The organism is Aureimonas sp. Leaf427 (genome assembly GCF_001425485.1).
In the GTDB taxonomy this organism is placed as follows: domain Bacteria; phylum Pseudomonadota; class Alphaproteobacteria; order Rhizobiales; family Rhizobiaceae; genus Plantimonas.
Genome location: NZ_LMQW01000043.1, coordinates 163,989 through 182,557 on the forward strand (window position 1 = coordinate 163,989; position 18,569 = coordinate 182,557).

At 68.3% G+C, this 18,569-nt stretch carries 16 protein-coding genes; 6 read left to right on the top strand and 10 right to left on the bottom strand.

Going from position 1 to position 18,569, the window contains the following annotated elements; translation table 11 throughout:
• Positions 1–119 precede the first annotated feature (119 nt).
• From ASG62_RS18635 to ASG62_RS18655, 5 genes are all read right to left on the bottom strand, one after another.
• Positions 120–1,367 (bottom strand): ABC transporter substrate-binding protein, encoded by a 1,248-nt coding sequence (locus ASG62_RS18635; RefSeq protein ID WP_056697075.1) that lies wholly within the window; start codon positions 1,365–1,367, stop codon positions 120–122.
• A 321-nt stretch (positions 1,368–1,688) separates the two neighbouring features.
• Positions 1,689–2,876 carry an aminotransferase class V-fold PLP-dependent enzyme gene (locus ASG62_RS18640; RefSeq protein WP_056697077.1) on the bottom strand — a complete coding sequence of 396 codons (1,188 nt, stop codon included), beginning with the start codon at positions 2,874–2,876 and terminating at the stop codon, positions 1,689–1,691.
• A 404-nt stretch (positions 2,877–3,280) separates the two neighbouring features.
• Positions 3,281–4,438 (bottom strand): efflux RND transporter periplasmic adaptor subunit, encoded by a 1,158-nt coding sequence (locus ASG62_RS18645; protein ID WP_056697080.1) that lies wholly within the window; start codon positions 4,436–4,438, stop codon positions 3,281–3,283.
• Between the two features lie 16 nt (positions 4,439–4,454).
• The gene (locus ASG62_RS18650) at positions 4,455–7,616 is read right to left on the bottom strand and encodes an efflux RND transporter permease subunit (protein ID WP_056697081.1); all 3,162 of its coding nucleotides are present in this window, start codon (positions 7,614–7,616) and stop codon (positions 4,455–4,457) included.
• Between the two features lie 46 nt (positions 7,617–7,662).
• Positions 7,663–7,923: a hypothetical protein gene (locus tag ASG62_RS18655; RefSeq protein WP_156382245.1), complete on the bottom strand. Its 261-nt coding sequence runs from the start codon at positions 7,921–7,923 to the stop codon at positions 7,663–7,665.
• 143 nt (positions 7,924–8,066) lie between these two features.
• On the opposite strand from ASG62_RS18655, the gene ASG62_RS18660 reads away from it, so the two are divergent.
• From ASG62_RS18660 to ASG62_RS18680, 5 genes are all read left to right on the top strand, one after another.
• On the top strand, positions 8,067–8,657 hold the full coding sequence (locus ASG62_RS18660) for a TetR/AcrR family transcriptional regulator (protein WP_056697085.1): 591 nt from the start codon (positions 8,067–8,069) through the stop codon (positions 8,655–8,657).
• A 295-nt stretch (positions 8,658–8,952) separates the two neighbouring features.
• Positions 8,953–9,963, top strand: a complete 1,011-nt coding sequence (locus tag ASG62_RS18665; RefSeq protein WP_056697376.1) for an iron-siderophore ABC transporter substrate-binding protein — start codon at positions 8,953–8,955, stop codon at positions 9,961–9,963.
• Entirely contained in the window at positions 9,960–10,946 is a 987-nt protein-coding gene (locus ASG62_RS18670) for a FecCD family ABC transporter permease (RefSeq protein ID WP_056697087.1), read from the top strand. Before ASG62_RS18665 ends, ASG62_RS18670 begins: the two co-directional genes overlap by 4 nt.
• Positions 10,943–11,923 (top strand): iron ABC transporter permease, encoded by a 981-nt coding sequence (locus tag ASG62_RS18675; RefSeq protein ID WP_082537382.1) that lies wholly within the window; start codon positions 10,943–10,945, stop codon positions 11,921–11,923. Before ASG62_RS18670 ends, ASG62_RS18675 begins: the two co-directional genes overlap by 4 nt.
• Positions 11,920–12,699, top strand: a complete 780-nt coding sequence (locus ASG62_RS18680; protein ID WP_056697091.1) for an ABC transporter ATP-binding protein — start codon at positions 11,920–11,922, stop codon at positions 12,697–12,699. Before ASG62_RS18675 ends, ASG62_RS18680 begins: the two co-directional genes overlap by 4 nt.
• 194 nt (positions 12,700–12,893) lie before the next feature.
• On the opposite strand, the gene ASG62_RS18685 is transcribed toward ASG62_RS18680, so the two are convergent.
• From ASG62_RS18685 to ASG62_RS18705, 5 genes are all read right to left on the bottom strand, one after another.
• The gene (locus tag ASG62_RS18685) at positions 12,894–13,160 is read right to left on the bottom strand and encodes a hypothetical protein (RefSeq protein WP_156382246.1); all 267 of its coding nucleotides are present in this window, start codon (positions 13,158–13,160) and stop codon (positions 12,894–12,896) included.
• Positions 13,161–13,310: 150 nt separating this feature from the next.
• Positions 13,311–14,474 (bottom strand): N-acetylglucosamine-6-phosphate deacetylase, encoded by a 1,164-nt coding sequence (nagA, locus tag ASG62_RS18690; protein ID WP_056697095.1) that lies wholly within the window; start codon positions 14,472–14,474, stop codon positions 13,311–13,313.
• The gene (locus tag ASG62_RS18695; RefSeq protein ID WP_056697378.1) at positions 14,474–15,499 is read right to left on the bottom strand and encodes an SIS domain-containing protein; all 1,026 of its coding nucleotides are present in this window, start codon (positions 15,497–15,499) and stop codon (positions 14,474–14,476) included. Before ASG62_RS18695 ends, nagA begins: the two co-directional genes overlap by 1 nt.
• 2 nt (positions 15,500–15,501) lie before the next feature.
• The gene (locus ASG62_RS18700; RefSeq protein WP_056697096.1) at positions 15,502–16,254 is read right to left on the bottom strand and encodes a GntR family transcriptional regulator; all 753 of its coding nucleotides are present in this window, start codon (positions 16,252–16,254) and stop codon (positions 15,502–15,504) included.
• Positions 16,251–17,138 (bottom strand): BadF/BadG/BcrA/BcrD ATPase family protein, encoded by an 888-nt coding sequence (locus tag ASG62_RS18705; protein ID WP_056697098.1) that lies wholly within the window; start codon positions 17,136–17,138, stop codon positions 16,251–16,253. Before ASG62_RS18705 ends, ASG62_RS18700 begins: the two co-directional genes overlap by 4 nt.
• Positions 17,139–17,409: 271 nt before the next feature.
• Here ASG62_RS18705 and ASG62_RS18710 point away from each other — a divergent pair, with 271 nt between their 5' ends.
• The gene (locus ASG62_RS18710; protein ID WP_244487639.1) at positions 17,410–18,456 is read left to right on the top strand and encodes an N-acetylmuramic acid 6-phosphate etherase; all 1,047 of its coding nucleotides are present in this window, start codon (positions 17,410–17,412) and stop codon (positions 18,454–18,456) included.
• Positions 18,457–18,569: the final 113 nt, after the last annotated feature.

The following is an 18,569-nucleotide window of genomic DNA, read 5'->3' on the forward strand; positions in this document are numbered from 1 at the left end:
GATGCGGCGCCCGGAGCCGCGCGAGCCGCCGGCGGCCCGGCCGCCTCGCGGCGGGGATATCCGTGCCTTTGCTCCGGCCCGGCCTTACGAAGCGAAGCCGGGCTGAAACCACGCGGGTCTTACTGGCTGATGGCCGGATTCGAGCTCGGGTCCTTCAGGCGGACGACGCCGGCATTCTTGGCGTCCTCCTCCTTGTCGTAGACGATCTTGCCGTCCTGCACGCGGCCGAAGACGACCATGTTGCGGGTGATGGCGTTGTGATCCGTCGCGGAGAAGGGCTTCTCGTAGGTCGTGACCACGCCCTCCACCTTGGCCTCCAGATTCTCCAGCGCCTCGCGGATTTCGGGGCCCTCGGTGGAGCCGGCCTGGGTGATCGCGGCGGCGAGGAGATAGACCGAATCGTAGCTCTGCGCGCCGGCGACGGGGGTCGGAATCTTCTGGACGTTGTTGGCCTTGTAGTAGCTCTCGAGGAAGGCCTTGCGCTTGGGAAGGGTCTCGTCCTCGATGAAGGTCTGCGGCATGATCACGCCGTTGCCGTTGGCGCCCGCGATGTCGATGAAGCTCTGCATCGAGGAGGGCCAGGAGGTGATCATCGGCACTTTCCAGCCGAGCTTGGCCATGCCGTTCGCGATCTGCCCGAGCTCCGGACCGATGCCGTAGGCGAGGATCACGTCGGCGCCCGCCTGCTGTGATTTGAGCAGCTGCGCCGTCATGTCCACGTCCTTGACGTTGAACTTCTCGACGGCGACCGGCGCCAGGCCCTTGGCGGTCAGGTACTTCTCGATGTCCTCGCGGCCGAGCTGGCCGTAATTGCTGCTGTCGGCGAGGACCGCGATCTTCTGGTGGCCGCGGGCGAGCGCCTCGTCGACCATCATCGAGGCCTGCAGGACGTCGTAGGCGGAATTCCGGAAGACGTAGTTGTTGTCGTAGTCGGGCTGGAGGAACTGGTTGGTGATGATCGTGCCGGTCGCCACGTTGTTGAAGACCGGGATCTCGGCCTCCTGATAGAAGCGCTGGGCCGCAAGGGCGACGCCGGTGTTGATGAAGCCGAGGGTCGCGACAACCTCTTCCTTGTTGATCAGCTCCTGGGCGACCTGCGCGCCCACTTCGTTCTTCGCCTCGTCGTCCCGCTCGATCAGCTCGATCGGCCGGCCGAGCACGCCGCCATTCGCATTGATCTCGGCTGCGGCGATCCGGGCGCCGTCGCGCATCGAGACGCCCATGGCGGAGGAGCCGCCGGTGAAGGGGCCGGACACGCCGATCTTGATCGGGTCCGCCGACTGCGCCTGTGCCGCGCCGGATACGAGACCCGCCAGAACCGAAGCGCCGAGCAGCGCACAAGCAAACCTGCGCGTGATGGATGTCATCTTGCTATCCTCCCAGGGCCGCCCTCGAGCCTGTTGTGCGGGGCAGACCGACCGTTCTGGCCCGCTTTTGCGGGCTCGTTGGGTCAAGTGTTGCGGAAGGGTCGGCGCTTGTCCAGTGAAGACAGGGCGGCTCATTCTAAAGAACGATACGCGGTGCGGAGGAGGGGCTTAGGCTAGCGTTCTCAATGGAATGGCGGGGTAGGCCGAGCCTTCGAGGTCTCTATCGGAGTCTCGCGAACGGCACGTCCTTGTGCAAGAAGCGGTTGAAGCGCCTGCTCCCCGCCCCGAACGAAGCGGGGCAGGGATCGGGCGTGTGAGGGCTTAGGCGGCCTTGGCGAGGACGGCGGGGCGGGCGCCGTAGCTCGACTGGGCGGCGGCGACTCCGGAGCCGAGTTCGATCCGGGCTCCGCAATCGACGAGCGCCATCTCCGCCGCGGCCAGGGCGCCGAGCAGCATCACCTCGTTCGTCGCGCCGATATGGCCGATGCGGAAGACCTTCCCGTTGAGGCGCGCGAGGCCGGAGCCGAAGGACACGCCATAGCGATCGAAGGCGCGGCGCAGAACCGCGACCGCGTCGACGCCGGGCGGCGTGTAGACCGCCGAGACCGTGTCGGAATGCCATTTCGCCTCCTTCGCCACGAGGTGGAGGCCCCAGGCGGAGACGGCGGCGCGCACGCCGGAGGCGACGTGACGGTGGCGGGCGAAGACGTTTTCCAGCCCTTCCTCGAAGAGAAGATCGAGCGAGGCGCGAAGGCCGCGCAGAAGGACGGTGGCGGGCGTATAGGGGAAATAGCCGTCCTTGTTGGCGCGCATCATGTCTTCGAAGGAGAAGAAGCAGCGCGGAAAGGTCGAGGACTTGTGTGCCTCCAGGGCCTTCTCGCTCATGCAGATGATGGCGAGGCCCGTCGGCAGCATGAAGCCCTTCTGGCTGCCGGACACGATGCCGTCCACGCCCCACTCGTCCATGCGGAAATCGATCGAAGCGATGGACGAGACGCCATCGATATAGAGGAGGGCGGGGTGGTTCGATGCGTCGAGCGCCCTTCGCATGCCGGCGACGTCGGAGGTCACGCCCGTCGCCGTCTCGTTGTGCGTGCCGAGCACGGCCTTGATCCGGTGCTCCTTGTCCTTCGCCAGACGATCCGCGAAGATTTCGAGCGGAACGCCTTCGCCCCACTCGGCCTCGACGATTTCGGTCTCGAAGCCGAGGCGCCGGCACATGTCCGCCCAGAGGGTGGAGAACTGGCCGAAGGTCGAGACGAGCACCTTGTCGCCGGGATTGAGCGTGTTCGTCAGCACCGCCTCCCAGCCGCCCGTGCCGGACGAGGGATAGATGAAGGGCTGGCCCGTCTGCGTCTTGAAGACTTTCTTCAGGTCCGAAAAGAGCGGCAGGGTGAGCTTGGGAAAGTCCGGGGAGCGCATGTCCTCCTGCGGAATGTTCATCGCTCTGCGGACGGCATCCGGGACATTGGTCGGGCCGGGAATGAAGAGGCCGGGGTGATGGTGCATCGCTATCCTCAAGAGATCGCGGCGAACGAAGCGTCGCCTTTGGTGTGTCTTGAAGTCAACGCGACGCCACGAAGGGTGCCCGCATGAATGCGGTCCCTCCATCGCGGTGCCCATCGTCGCGAAGGTCTCCCGGCGACGACGGTGCTCCCGGGTGGGGGTCTTGAAAAGTCAGTTCTTCAGCAGCAAAGATAAGAAAATCTTATCGTTGGTTTGGCCAACATGCCGTTTCGACTGTCGCGGGGGGATCGATGTGCCGACGGCACGGGCGCTCGGCGGCTTTGGTCTCGACGGTAATCCCCGCTTTGAAGGCCGCGTCCGGGCTCATGCGAAAGGGCCCCGCACTGCGGAGCCCTTTCCAAGGTTCTGTCGGGTCGGGGGTCGCCTCAAGGCCCGAGGCGGCTTCGCTATTTCAGCGCGAGAGCGGGCTCCAGGGGAGCGACGGGCATTCCGGGACCGATCTTCTGGAGATTGCCGACGATGATGCGGTCCTGTTCCGAAACGCCGGCCACGGCGACGAGATCGCCCTCGGTCTGGCCGAGCGTGACGAGCTTCTGCTCCACCTTGTTCTCCTTCCCGACGATATAGACGTACTTGCCGAGCTGGCTGGAGCCGATCGCGATGTTCGGCACCATCAGGACGTCGTCGTCGTCGCGCAGCTTGAGCCCGGCGCTGACATACTGGCCGGGAAGAAGCAGGTCGTCGTCGTTTCGGATCGAGGCTCTCGCCGTGATCGTGCCCGACTGCGGATCGACCATGTTGTCGATGAAGGTCAGCTCGCCCTTGTGCCGGATGCTCTCCACGCCGGGCACCGTGACGTCGACCGAGACGGGGCCCTTGCCGCGGGCCTCGATGATCTCCTTCAGGTCGCGCTCGCTCGGATTGAAGGTCACGTAGATCGGGTTCAGCTGAACCAGCGTGTTCAAGGTGGCGCCGCCGGCGCTGATCAGCGTGCCGACCGGGGCGCGGTCGCGGCCGATCCGGCCCGCGAAGGGCGCGCGGATCTCGGTGTAGCTGAGGTTCAGCTCGGCCGAGCGGACGGCGGCCTCGCTGACGGCGAGACCCGACTCGGCCTGGAGGCGCGTGCTGGAGCGCTGGTCGAACGTGTCCTTGGCCAGTGAGCCGCTCTGGACGAGCGAAGACGAGCGGTTCGCCGTCGCGCGGGCATAGTCGAGGGCGGCGGAGTCGCGGGCCGCGACCGCGCGGGCCTGCTCCAGCGCCACTTCGTAGTCGCGCGAGTCCAGGCGGTAGAGGAGGTCGCCCTCCGCCACGTTCGCGCCGTCCGGGAAGAGCTGGGCGGCGACGAAGCCGGAGACCTTGGCCTGGAGGCCGACCGACCGGATGGCCTCCGTCCTCGCGGAATAGGTGAGGAGAACCGGCAGCGTCTTCTTGACGACGGCGGCGGTCGGAACCGGCATGGGCGGCGGAGCGCCCGCTGCGGGCGCGGGCGCCTGTTCCTCCGCTGCGAAGGTCTGGAGGGCGGCGCGGTTGCGCCAGGCCATGTCGGCGCCGACGGCCAGAGCGAGCACGGCGGCCGATATCAGGGTGAACTTGATCAGTTTCATGAAACGGACTCCAGCTTCATTCTGCCGGGAGGGGATGGGCGGCGTCGGGCGAGCCGGACGGGGCGTGGTCGCCCGTCGGCTCCTTGCGCTCGCGCCACTCTTCAATGATCGCATAGAAGACGGGCACGAAAAGGAGGGTGAGGATCGTCGCGGCGAGCATGCCGCCGAAGACGGTCGTGCCGATCGACTGCCGGCTCGCCGCGCCCGCGCCCGTCGCCCGCATCAGCGGCACGACGCCGAGGATGAAGGCGAAGGCGGTCATCAGGATCGGGCGCAGGCGAAGCCGCGCGGCATCCTTGGCGGCCTCGACGATGCTCAAGCCCTCCATACGCCGCCGCTTGGCGAATTCCACGATCAGGATCGCGTTCTTGGCGGCGAGGCCGATCAGCATGACGAAGCCGATCTGGGAATAGACGTCGATCTGCAAACCTCGCACCTGCAGCGCCAGGACCGCGCCGAAGAGGGCGAGCGGCACGGCGAGCAGCACCATGAACGGCATGGACCAGCTCTCGTACTGCGCGGCGAGGATCAGGAACACGAAGACGATGGCGAGGCCGAAGATGATGCTGGCGAGCGAGCCGGCCTTCAGCTCCTGGAAGGTGATGCCGGTCCATTCGAAGGCGAAGTCGCGGGGCAGCGCCACCGCCGCCGCCCGCTCCATGGCCGCCACGGCATCGGAGGTCGAGAAGCCGGCGGCCGGGCCGCCATTGATGAGGGCGGAGGCATAGTTGTTGTAGTGCGGCACGGTTTCCGGCCCGACGATGGGCTTCAATGTGCCCAGCGTGGAGAGAGGGACCATGACCCCGGCCGCGTTGCGGACGTAGAGCCGGGACAGGTCGGAGGCGGTCGCCCGCGCGGCCTCCTCCGCCTGCAGCGTCACGCGGAACGTGCGGCCGAAGAGGTTGAAGTCGTTCACGTAGAGCGAGCCGAAGAAGATCTGCAGCGTGTTGAACACGTCGGGCAGGTCGAGCCCCAGAAGCTTGGTCTTGTTGCGGTCGAGGTCGAAGTCGAACTGCGGCGTCGAGGTCGAGAAGGACGAGAAGAGCTGGTAGGGATTGAGCTCCGGCTGCTTGCGCGCCTCCGCGATGACGGCCTGGACCGCCTCGTTGAGCGCCACGCTGCCGCGGCCGGCGAGGTCCTCGACCTGGAACTCGAAGCCGCCGGTCGCGCCGAGGCCCGGGATCGAGGGCGGATCGAAGGACAGGGCGAAGGCTTCGGGAATCTGCATCAGCTTGCCGCGAACCTCCTCGACGATCTTCGAGGCGTTCTGCTCGGGCCCGCGCTCGTCCCAGGGCTTCAGGATCGCGAACTCAACGGCGGAGTTGGACTGCGCCGCATTGGTCAGGAAGTTCAGGCCGCTGATGGAGCCGACGATCTCGACGCCCGGCGTCTCTTCCAGAAGCTCGCGCACCTTGGCCGCGACCGTATCGGTGCGCTCCAGCGAGGCGCCGTCGGGAAGCTGGATCACGACGAAGAAGTAGCCCTGGTCCTCGACCGGCAGGAAGGTCGAGGGGAGCTTCTGCCAGATGTTGAAGGTCGCGACCATCGTCAGCACGAAGGCGATCAGCACCGCGATCCGCCAGCGGATGAGGACGCCGACGAGATTGGCATAGGCGTGGGACAGCCATTCGAAGGCCGCGTTGAACCAGCGGAACGCGAAGAAGCGGACGGCTGGCCGATGCGTCAGGAAGGCGGCGCTGAGCGCGGGGCTCAGCGTCAGCGAGTTGAAGGCGGAAATGCCGACCGAGATCGCGACCGTCAGGGCGAACTGGTTGTAGAGGCTGCCGGCGACGCCGGGAATGAAGGCAACGGGAATGAACACGGCCATGAGGACGGCCGTCGTCGCGATGATCGGTCCCGTCACTTCCTTCATGGCGCGGCGCGTCGCTTCCAGCGGCGGATGACCGTCCTCCAGCTGCCGCTCGACATTCTCGACGACGACGATCGCATCGTCGACCACGAGGCCGATGGCGAGCACCATGCCGAGCAGGCTCAGCATGTTCAAAGAGAAGCCCAGCATCTCCATGACGACGAGCGTCGCGACCAGCGAGACCGGAATGGCGATGATCGGGATCAGCGTCGTGCGCCAGCTCTGCAGGAAGACGAAGACGACGAGGACGACGAGGAACAGGGCCTCGCCGAGCGTCACGACCACGTCGTGCATGGCGGCGGAGACGAAGCGGGTCGTGTCGTAGTGCATCGCGTAGGCGATGCCCTTCGGGAACCGCTGCGACAGCTCGTCCATCTTCGCCTTGACGTTCTTCTGAAGGTCGAGCGCGTTGGAGCCGGGCATCTGGAACACGGCGAGGACGACGGTCGGGTCCGTTCCGAAGAAGGCGGTCGAGGCATATTGCAGCGAGCCCAGCTCGATGCGCGCGACGTCGCGAAGGCGCACCGCAGACCCGGTCTCGGGATTGGCGCGCACGATGATCTGGCCGAACTCGGCGGGGTCGCTGAGGCGGCCGACCGCATTGACCTGCATCTCGAAGGGCGTGCCGGCGGGGGCGGGCGACTGGCCGATCTTGCCGGCCGCCACCTGGACGTTCTGCTCGGCCACGGCCCGGCTGACGTCGACGGCGGTGACGTCGAGATTGGCCATGCGATCGGGGTCGAGCCAGATGCGCATCGAGTAGCGCCGCTCGCCGAAGATCTGCACGTCGCCGACGCCGGGAACGCGCTTCAGCGGATCGGCGACCTGAAGGAAGGCGTAGTTGGAGAGCGCCACGGGATCGAGCGACCCGTCGGGGGAGACGAGATTGACGATGAGCGCGAAGTTCGGATTCTGCTTCTTGACCGTCACGCCGCCCTGATTGACGATTCCGGGAAGGGCGGAGGAGGCCTGGGAGACGCGGTTCTGCACGTCGACGGCCGCGATATCGATGTCGTAGCCGATGTCGAACGTGACCGTGATCGTCGCCGAGCCGTCGTTCGAGCTGGTCGAGGACATGTAGGTCATGCCCTGCACGCCGTTGATCTGCTGCTCCAGCGGGGTCGTCACCGTGTCGGCGACGACCTGCGCGCTCGCGCCGGGATACTGCGCCGATACGACGACCTGCGGCGGCGTGATGTCGGGAAACTGCGAGACAGGCAGCAGGAAATAGCAGATGGCGCCCGCCAGAACCATGACGATGGCGATGGCGGACGCGAAGATCGGCCGGCGTGTGAAGAAGTCTACCATGTCAGTCCGATCGATCTAAAATCGCGGCACGAGACCCGTGCGGCTTTCAGCCTTGGCCCTGTTTGCGGTGCACCGTAACGGTGACGGCATGCGGAGCGCCGAGGCCACGCGAGGGGCGCAAAGCGAAGGGCTCGTTGGCGGCCCAGGCGGAGGCCTGCTGCCGCAGTTTCGAGCGCAGACGATCCACATTGACCCGATCCGCCTTCATCAGGGCATGAATGGTCGGGTCCGCCATGATCTCGTCGATCGTGGGTTCGGTGCGAGCACATTCGGACATGGTGTCAACTCCTTGTGTCTGCATCTTCATCCCACCCGTCTTTTCAGGGGGCGCTGCCAGGACCATCTACCTTGCAGCTCACTGAGGAGGGTGTTACTAGTCAGTACCAGTTATGGGTGACAGATCGGTAACATCTCGTCAAGTGGCGGATGAAATGGAGTTCGTAGGGTTCTATGACCGACATCACTTCAGGCATCGGACGCCCGAGAGACCGCATTCTGGGCACCGCCCGCTCGCTGTTCCGCCGATGCGGAATCCGGGGGACCGGCGTCGACGCCATCGCCGAGACGGCGGGCACGAACAAGATGACGCTCTATCGCCACTTCCAGTCGAAGGACGCGCTCATCGTCGCCTGCCTGCAGCAGGCGACCATCGATGCCGACGTGTTCTGGCAGAAGCTGGAGGAGATGGCCCCCGGCGATCCGGCGGGGCAGCTCGACGCCTGGGTCGCCTGCGTGGAAGAGAACCTGCACGACAACCGGGGCTGCGACGTCTCCAACGCGGCGGTCGAGCTTCCCGAGGCCTGCGACACCGTTCGCCAGACGATTTCCGATTTCAAGAAGGATCAGCGCCTGCGCCTGATCCAGCTCTGCCGCGATGCCGGCGCCGTGGAGGCCGAGGAACTGGCCGACACGCTGGCGCTTCTCGTGGAGGGCGCGCGCATCAGCAAGCAGACGATGGGCGAGACGGGACCGAGCGGAAGCTTCGGCCGCTGCGCCAAGGTCGCGGTCGCCTCCTTCCTTCGACACGGCGCCGCCGCCTGATCCGGGACCGGCCTACTCGGCTTGGAGGACACTTGGCGCGGAAACGCGCCTTCGACCGGGCCTTTATGTTGACGAACACCATCAAGTTTTTATACGGCTGACGGGGGCGGCGATCGGTTGCTCGCCGACAGAGTGAGCCTGCCATGTTCCGCGACCATCGCGCCGTCTCACGGGGCCCGTCCGAAGCGACCTGCGCTGCATCGATATCGGGATCGGTCGGCTTTTGGCGCTTCGCATCATCGGATGCGGCAATGCCGTCGGGCAGGGCGACCTTCGGGCTCGGCCGGGCAGGACGATGAGGATCTCCCGCACGCCTGTCCCGCTGGCGATCACGCGCCGCGCCGTTCTCGGGGCTCTGGCCGCTTGTGCCGCGGTGCGCCCGGCCCATGCGCAGGAGATGCGCTTCAGCCATGTCTACGGCGAGACCGTCCTGCCGCGTCCGGCCGAGCGCGTCGTCTCGCTCGGCTTCACCTCGCACGATCCGCTGCTGGCGCTCGGGCAGCCGCCGATCGCGCTGCGCTACTGGTTCGGCGACGAGCCGAACGGCGTCTGGCCATGGGCACGACCCTATCTGAACGGTGCGGAGCCCGCTGTGATCTCCGGCGAGATCGCCATGGAAACGGTCGCGGCGCTTCAGCCCGATCTCATCGTCGGCATCGGGTCGGGCATCTCCGAGGCCGAGTACGCGATCCTGTCGCAGATCGCGCCGACGCTGATGCAGGAGAAGGACCGGCCGGCCTATGGCACGCCCTGGGACGAGCTGACGCGTCTTCTCGGCCGCGCCCTCGGCAGGGAGGCCAAGGCCGAAGAGGTCATCGCCGCCACGCGGCGGCAGTTCGCGGAGGCGCGTGCGCGCCATCCCGACTGGGCCGGGCGTACGGCGGCGGCGGCCTATCATTTCGGCGGCGAGACCGGCGCCTTCGCCCGCACGGACACGCGCGGCGGGTTCCTGGCCGAACTCGGCTTCGCGCCGATGCCGGAGGTCGAGCGGCTGGCGGGCGACGCCTTCTTCGTCGGACTGTCGCCCGAGGACCTGTCGCCGATCGACGCCGATCTCCTGATCTGGATATCGACCTTCGACGAGGCGCCCGATCTCGTATCCCTGGCGATGCGCCGGATGCTGAAGGCGCATCGGGAGGGCCGGGAGGTCTTTGCGGGATCGCAGATCGCGGCGGCCTTGTCCTTCGGCAGCGTCCTGTCGCTGCCCTTCGCCCTGTCGCAGCTGGAAGGCGACATCGCGGCCGCTTTCGACGGCGATCCGGCAACCGTCGTCGCCAGCGCCGAGAAGGCGGGTCTTTCGCCTTGAAGGCAGCGATCGGCGCCGCGGCGCTTCTCCTTCTCGCCGCGGTCTCGACATTGGCCCTCGGCGTTCGCAGCGCGGCGCCCCTCGACATCTGGCGGGCCTTTACGGCGTTCGATCCCGGCGACCCGCTCCATTCGACCATCGTCTCCATCCGTCTGCCGCGCCTCGCCGCCGGCCTCATCGCCGGCGCGGCGCTCGGCATGGCGGGAACGGTGATGCAGGCCCTGACGCGCAATCCGCTCGCGGACCCCGGTCTTCTCGGCGTCGGTGCGGGCGCGGCCTTTTCGGTCGTCATCGGGTCGCTTCTTCTCGGCGAAGCCGACAGCGGCACCGTCACCGCGCTCGCCTTTCCCGGCGCCGCCGTGGCCGCGCTGCTCGCCTTCGCGCTCGGCGGCGGCTTTCGCGGCGATGTGGGGCCGGTTCGGCTGACGCTGGCGGGCGCCGCGCTCAACGCGCTGCTTCTGTCGCTCGTCTCGGCCGTGGTCCTGACGCGCAGCGACAGTCTCGACGTCTTCCGCTTCTGGGTGACGGGATCGCTCGCGCAGGCCGGCGAACGACCGCTGATCGGCATGGGGCTCGTCGTTGTCGCCGCGACCGCCTTCGCCTGGGTGGCGGCTCCCGCGATCGAGACGCTGTCGCTCGGCACCACCCTTGCCAGGGGACTGGGAACGCGGCTCGTGCGGGCGCAGGTCGCCTCGCTCCTCGTGGTCACGCTCCTGACGGGCGCCGCCGTTTCCGTGGCCGGGCCGATCGCGTTTCTCGGCCTGATGGTGCCGCCGCTCGCCCGGCGTCTCGCCGGCCACGGCCTGCGGGCGGGGCTCCTGGCCTCGGCGGCGATCGGGGCCTCGATCCTTCTCCTCGCGGATACGGCGGGCCGCCTCGTTCTGGCGCCGAGCGAGGTGCGCGTCGGCGTGATGACGGCGCTCGTCGGCGGGCCGGTCTTCATCGGCATCGCGCGCCGGCTGCAGGGCGGGCGCCACGGATGAAGCGCGGGGGCGTTACTCTGGCCGTGCTGCTGATCGCGGCCGTGCTCGCGGCGCTGATGATCGGCGAGGTCCTGATCGGCCCGGCCGATCTCTGGCGCGGCCTCTGGGCCGGCGAGGGACCGGGGAGCCTGACCCTGCGCGTCATCCGGGGGCCGCGCGTCGCGAGCGCCGTCGGGGTCGGTGCGCTGCTCGGCCTCTCCGGCGCGGTGCTGCAGTCGCTCTTGCGAAACCCGCTCGCCGCGCCCGACATTCTCGGCTTCAATGCGGGCGCGGGCTTAGCCGTGGTCGCAGCGCTCGCCTTCGGGATCGTCGCGCCGGCGCCTCTTCTGGCCGCGGCCGGCGGTATCGCCGCAGCGCTTCTGATGGCGGCGCTCGCCTATCGACCGGGCCATGCGACCTCGACGCTGACGCTGATTCTCGTCGGCCTCGGCGTCGGCTTCTCCGCTGGCGCGATCGGTGCCTTCCTGCTGCTTGCTTTGCCGACGACGCAAGCGGCCGAAGCGCAGCGCTGGCTTTCCGGATCGCTCGCGGCGCGGACCTGGGCGCATGCGGCCGAGGTCTGGCTGCTCGGCGCAGGTCTGACGCTTCTTCTCGCCGTGCAGATTCCTGCGCTGAAGCTTCTGGAACTCGGGGCCGATCTCGCCGCCGGGCTCGGCCTTCGCGTGGAGCGCGCGCGCTGGGGTCTCGTCGGGACGGCGGTTCTGCTGGCTGCGGCGGCGGTCGCGATCGCGGGACCGGTGCCCTTCGTGGCGCTGATGGCCGCGCCGCTCGGCATCGCGTTGACGGGCGCGCGGGAGCCTGCCGGCCGGCTCGCCGCCGCGGCCGGCGCCGGAGCGCTGGTCACGGTTCTGTCCGACCTGGCCGCCCGCGCGGCGATCCCCGGCCTTCAGCTTCCCATCGGCGTGATGACGGGTCTTCTCGGCGCGCCCTACCTCTTGTGGCGCCTGTCGCGCGAGATGGAGAAAGGCGAGCTGTGAGCGACTTCCTTCTGCGGGCCGAGGGCCTCGGCATCGGCTATCGCGACCGCCGCGTGATCGACGACCTGACGCTGGACCTGCCGGCCGGCCGCGTGACGGCGCTGCTCGGCCCGAACGGCTGCGGCAAGTCCACGCTGCTGCGCACCTTCGCCCGGCTCATCGGGCCGCAGGCCGGGCGCGTGACGCTGGGCGGCACCGATGTCCACGCACAGGACACGAGAGCGCTCGCGCGAAAGCTCGCGATCCTGCCGCAATCGCCGCTGGCGCCCGGCGGCATCACGGTGCGCGAGCTCGTGCATCGCGGGCGGGCGCCCTGGCGCGGCTTCCTGTCGGCCTGGACGACAGCGGACGAGGCGGCCTGCGCCCGCGCGCTGGAGGCGGTCGGCATGGGCGATCTGGCGGAGCGGCCGCTGGACGAGCTGTCGGGCGGGCAGCGCCAGCGCGCCTGGATCGCGCTCGCGCTCGCGCAGGAGACGGGGCTGCTGCTGCTCGACGAGCCGACGACTTGGCTGGATCTGCCGCACCAGATCGAGGTCCTGTCGCTGCTCCGGCGCCGAAACCAGGAGATCGGAACGACCGTGATCAGCGTGCTCCACGATCTCAATCTCGCGGCACGCTTTTCCGATCACCTCGTCCTCATGGGTCCGAGGGGACTGGTCGCCACGGGCAAGCCGGCGGAGGTCGTCACGCCCGACCATCTCCTGGCCGCCTTCGGCCTTTCCGCCATGGTCATGCCGGACCCCGTCACGGGCTCTCCGATGGTCATTCCGCTGTAGAGACAGGCGCCGGGCGGCCAAGTCGGCCACCCGCGGGCGTGCTTGTGCGGCAGCCGATGGCGGGACAGCGCGAATCGTCGGCCCCGGGCCGACGTCGAACGCGAAAAGGCGCCCTTCACATCAGGTGAAGGGCGCCTCGTCATATCGATCGTGGCATAGAAAACGAGCGGAGCCAGCGGCGCCGCCCGCCCGTATCAGCCGAAGCTTGCGAAGGACGGCGTGCTCGGGGAGACGCTCATCTCGGCGGCCTGGATCGTGGGAACGTTCGGGATCTGTGCCGGCGAAGGCTCGGACCCGTTGTCGATGTCGCCGGCCATCTTCCGCCAGGCGGCTTCGGAACGGAGCGAGCGCTCGCGGACATTCTGCAGGGTCGCGGAGGCCGCGATCTTGCTGCATTCGGCGGCCTGATCGAGATAGAACGCGATCTTGGCGGAGGGAGCGGACTTCGAGGAGATGATCATCATATCTCCGTTATAGGGCATCGATGATGAAAGTCGCGCCACAATCGTCGCAGCCGGCTTCTTTCTTCATTTCTTCTCAAGATTTCACGTTCGGCAGATTTTTACCGGCCCGCTCTTTGCGAGATATTTCCTCCGATGCCGGAGCATCGGTTATTTTCCCGACATCTGCTGGAGATCGACCGGATTTCCGCCGATCCAGACGCCCTTCAACGCCGGCACCTCGTTGATCCACACCATGTCGGCGCGGCTGCCGGGGCGAAACTGTCCGTGACGTTCGGAGAGGCCGAGGAATTCGGCGGGATAGAGCGAGCACATGCGCAGGGCTTCTTCCAGCGGAACGCCGAGCATCCGCACGAGGTAGTGCAGCGCGCCGATCATGGTGAGATCGGAGCCCGCCAGCGTTCCGTCCGCGAGCGTCAGGCGGCCGTTCTGCCGCGTGGCCACGCGCCCGCCGAGTTCGAACCGATCCTCGCTGGAGCCGACGGTCGGCATGGCGTCGGTGACGGCGACGAGCTTGCGCTTCCCGCTCTTGGCTCTAAGCGCGGCGCCGAGCGCGGCGGGATGGACGTGGAACCCGTCCGGGATGAAGCCGCACCAGACCTCTTGGCTCGCCAGCGCCGCGCCGACGAGGCCGGGGCTGCGGTGATTCATCTGGCTCATGGCGTTGAAGAGGTGCGTCACGCAGCTCGCGCCCGCCGCGAAGGCGGCGGTGGCGGTCTCGAAATCGGTGTCGGAATGGCCGAGCGAGACGCGGATGCCGGCCTCGGACAGCGCGGATATCTGGGCGTTCGACACGCTTTCGGGCGCGACGGTGAGGAGGAGCGGGCGAAGCGTCGTGGCGAGAAGCGCCTCCAGGTCGCTCGCCTCCATCCGACGGATCAACGCGGGATCGTGGGCGCCCTTGCGCGCGACCGATAGGAAGGGGCCTTCGACATGGATGCCTATGCAGCCGGGCACGCCGGCGGAGACCGCGGCGGCGGCGGCCTCGATGGCGGCGAAGGTGATCTCCGGCCGGTCTGTGATGACGGTGGGCAGAAGGGCGGTCGAGCCGTAGCGGGCATGTGCCGCGCAGATACGCCGGATGCCCTCGACGGTCGGCTCTTCGTTGAGGAGCACGCCGCCTCCGCCGTTCACCTGGATGTCGACGAAGCCGGGCGCGAGGAGGCCGCCGTCGAGACTGCGGCGCTCGATCGACGACGGCAGCGCAGCCTCGGAGACGATCTCCGCGACCTGTCCGTCCTCGACGACGAGCGCCTGGCCGGATCGGCTGGTGTGCCCGTCGAAAATATCGGCTCCCACATAGGCGATGCGCATCAGACCGTCTCCGTCACCTTCTTCAGACCGCGCGGCACGTCCGGGTTCTGGCCGCGCGCCCGCGCCACCGTCTCCACGAAGCGGTAGAAGGAGACCAGCATGGAGAGGGGCTCGGTCAAGGCGTGGCCCGTGGCGACATGCGGCAGGCGGACGCCCGATCCGGCTTCGCCGACCGTGAAGAGCGCAGCGCCCGAGGCCGAGACGCGGGCGCAGATCTCGGAGAGGCCGGGCCGGGCGGCGTCGTCCGGCACGAAGGCGAGAATGGGGAAGCCGTTTTCGACGAGCGAGACCGGACCGTGCAGCACTTCCGCGCCCGAATAGGCCTCGGCATGGAGGACGGAGGTCTCCTTCAGCTTCAGCGCCGCTTCGCAGGCGACCGCGAAGCCGGGGCCCCGGCCGAGCGAAAAGAGTGACTTGGCTCGAACGCAGTTGTCGAGCGCCGGCGACCAGTCCTGTTCGAGCGCTTGCTCCAACTGGTCCGGAAGAGCGTCGAGCGCGCCGGAGAGGCTCGCGTCCTCGGTTCGGGCCGCGAGGATCGCGAGGGCGGCGACGACGGACGTGACGAAGCTCTTCGTCGCCGCGACGCTGCGCTCGGGCCCCGCATGGAGCGGCAGACGCCAGGCGGCCGCCTCCAGAAGCGGGGAGCCCTCGACGTTTCCGATGGCGATCGTCTCGGCGCCGCCGGCGCGGGCGGCGGCGAGGAGAGCCACGATATCGGGGCTCTTGCCCGACTGGGAGACGGCGAGCGCGGCCTGACCGCCGAGCGCCAGCTTGGTGCCGTAGACCGAGACCACGCTCGGCCCCAGCGAGGCGACGGGACGGCCCGTCATGATCTCGCAGGCATATTTGAAATAGGTGGCGGCATGGTCGGAGGAGCCGCGCGCGATCGTGACGACGACGGCGGGATCGAGGTCGCGCAGGCGCGCGCCGATCCGCGCGGCCTCCGTGCCGGACTGGCGCTGGAACCGCCGGATCGCGTCGGGAATCTCGTCGATCTCCCGTCGCATGATGCTGGATTCGGTCACGATCATATCCGTTCGCTGAGATTGAGTTCGGCGACGAAGTCGTAGGCGTCGCCGCGATAATAGGACTGCGTCAGTTCCACCGGGCGACTCTGCGCATCGAAGGCGACGCGGATGATGGAGAGCGCCGCCGATCCCGGATCGAGGCCGAGAAGAGCCGCCTCGGCGGGTTTCAGATTTTCCGCCGTCAGCCGCTGGAGGGCGCGGACGGGCTTTCGCCCGGCCGCCTCCATCGCGGCATAGAGCGAAGCGCCGACGAGGTCCGGGTTCGGCAGGATGGAGGCGGGCACGCAGGCCCGCTCCACCGCCATCGGCATGCCGTCGGCGCGGCGCAGGCGGTGGAACCGGGCGACCTCGACGCCGGGCGAGAGGGCGAGCTGCATCGCCTCGGCGGGCGTGACCCGATCGAGCCCGCGCATCAGCCAGTCCGACGTCGTCTGGCGGCCGCGCGTGCGCATGTCCTCGGTGAAGGAGGTGAGGTGCGACAGACCCTGCTGCACCTTCCGCTCGCGGGCGGCGATGAACGTGCCCGAGCCCTGCCGTTGCTCAACGACGCCTTCGCCGGCAAGGCCGAGCATCGCCTTGCGGACGGTGACGCGGGAAATGCCCATTTCCTCCGCAAGATCGCGCTCGGAGGGGAGCGCATCGGCGGGTTTCAGGCGGCCGGTCTCGACGGCATCGCGAATTAGCGTCTGGAGCTTCAGATAGAGCGGGCCATCGCCGCGCGGCAGTGAGCCGGGGCCGAAGACGCCGCTCATCGTGCGCCCTGCCGGGCGGCGAAGACCGCGCGGGCGAGATCGAGGCCGCCCTCCATCGCATCGCCCAAAGGCTCGACGATCCGCCGGCCGAGATGGGGCGAGAGGCGCGGCCGGTAGCGCGGCGCCAGGCCGCCGAGAAGCGCGAGGGCGGGCGCGCCGAGATCGAGGGCCCGCTGCAGCATCGGTTCGATCGCGGCCAGGGATTCCTCGATCAGCCGGTTCGCGGTGGCGTCGCCGGCATCGGCATGGTCCCAGACGAGAGGAGCGAATCGCCCGAAGTCGCGGGGCAGGGCGGTGCTCGCGAACTCCACGATGGCCGGGGCCGAACCGGAGAATTCGCCGAGCACGGCCTCGCACAATCCCTCGCGCGGCAGGACGCCGTCGAGGGCGAGGAGGGCCGCCGCGAGGGCCCGGCGACCGAGATCGGCGCCGCTGCCCTGGTCGGACACGAGCATGCCCCAGCCGCCGAGAAGCGTGACGGCATCGCCCACGCGGACCGCGTAGGCCGAGCCCGTGCCGAGGATCGCGATGGCGCCGTCGCCACCGCCGAAGGCCCCGCGACAGGCCGTCACCGCATCCGTTTCCAAACCATAGGCCGCAAAGGGCAGTCCGCCCGCGCAGAAGGCTTCGGCCACCGACGTCACGTTCGCGCCGGCAAGGCCGAGGCCGGCATAGCATTGCGGCAGGGCCTCGGCTCCGAGCCCGCCTTCGCGAAGGACACGCTGCACCGTCGCCACGATCGTCGCGGTCGCGGCTTCGACGCCGGCGAAGACATTGGCGGTTCCGCCCTCGGCTTCGCCGACCAGCGTTCCGTCGGCATGGCGGATGCGGACGCGGCACTTGGTCCCGCCGCCATCGACCCCCACGAGGAAAACATTCGACATAGCGACGTCCGCGGTTTCTATAAGCCCAAAACAATACCACATGAGCGCGAGATGCGTACATGCTTTTCGGCGCTGAGCGGCGCATGCAAAGTTTAACGACCGTTTAGCCCTCGAAACAATGGGTTTCGAAAGGATGGTCCGAAAAATCGTTATTTTGATGCTCGATTTTTTTGCACTGCAGAAATTGTTGAAAAAAACTTCAACGGACCGCTGGACGAATGGCATTAGGGTGGTAACACTATTGGACGAGTGAAGCCGGGAGCGCGATGTGGTGGACGGAAGCGGGAAGGACGGTCTGGACAGTTTCGGAGCGCCGTCGTTCGCGCGGGCCGAACGCCGTCCGTTCGACGTCGATGACCAGGGTTCGGAGTCTGCCGCTTCGGGCGCAGTCGCCGGGGTCGAGGTCGCAATAGATGCGGCGGGCGAGCTTCGCTCGACCGAGCGTCTGGCGCCCCTGTCGAAGGGTCTCGATACGTGCGGCGGTGAGGAGGCTCTGGCTCGGCTCTTCGCCGGCCAGCTGCAGGCGGCCCGGGCCGTCGAGGCTGCGATACCCCGTATCGACGACGCGGTCGATCTGGCCGTCGCCTCGCTGTCGGGCGGCGGGCGGCTCGTCTATCTGGCGGCGGGCAGTCCGGCGCTGATCGCACTCGCCGACGCGCTCGAGATCCCGCAGACCTTCAGCGAAGATCCCGGCCGCTTCATCACCATTCTGGCCGGCGGGGCCGAGATCACGACGCGCTTCGGCGGCGTGGCGGAGGACGACGCGGCGGCGGCTCGCGATGCCGTTGCAGAAGCCGGGATCGGCCCGCGGGACTGTGTCGTCGCGATTTCCGCCAGCGGCTCCACGCCCTTCGTCGTCGAAGGTCTTGCCGCCGCGCGCCATGCGGGAGCGGCGAGCGTCGCCATCGCCAACCATGCGGAGGCGCCGATCCTTCGTGCGGCCGACGTCGCGGTCCTTCTCGACACCGGCCCCGAGATCGTCGCGGGCTCGACCCGCATGGGCGCGGGGACGGCACAGAAGATCGCGCTCAACATGCTTTCGACCGGGATCGCGATCCGTCGCGGCCATGTCCATGACGGGCACATGGTGTCGCTTCGCGCCGACAATGCCAAGCTGCGCGATCGCGCAGTGCGGATGATCGGCGACTGCGCCGGCGTCTCCCCGGGGCGGGCGGCGGAGGCGCTGGCCGAGAGCGGCGGCGCGGTGAAGCCTGCCATTCTTCTCGCGGCGGGAACCGCCGACCTTTCGGACGCCGAGGCGCGGCTGGCGCGGGCATCCGGACATCTTCGCGACGCGCTCGGCGCTCTCGAACCCTGACGGCAGCCGGGCGAGCCCGGATGCGCATGCAACTTCGACCGGCCGCGGCCGCAGGACAAAGGAAACGGCAATGCAGACGAGCATCCTGAAAGCCTCGATCAGCCTCGCAGCGC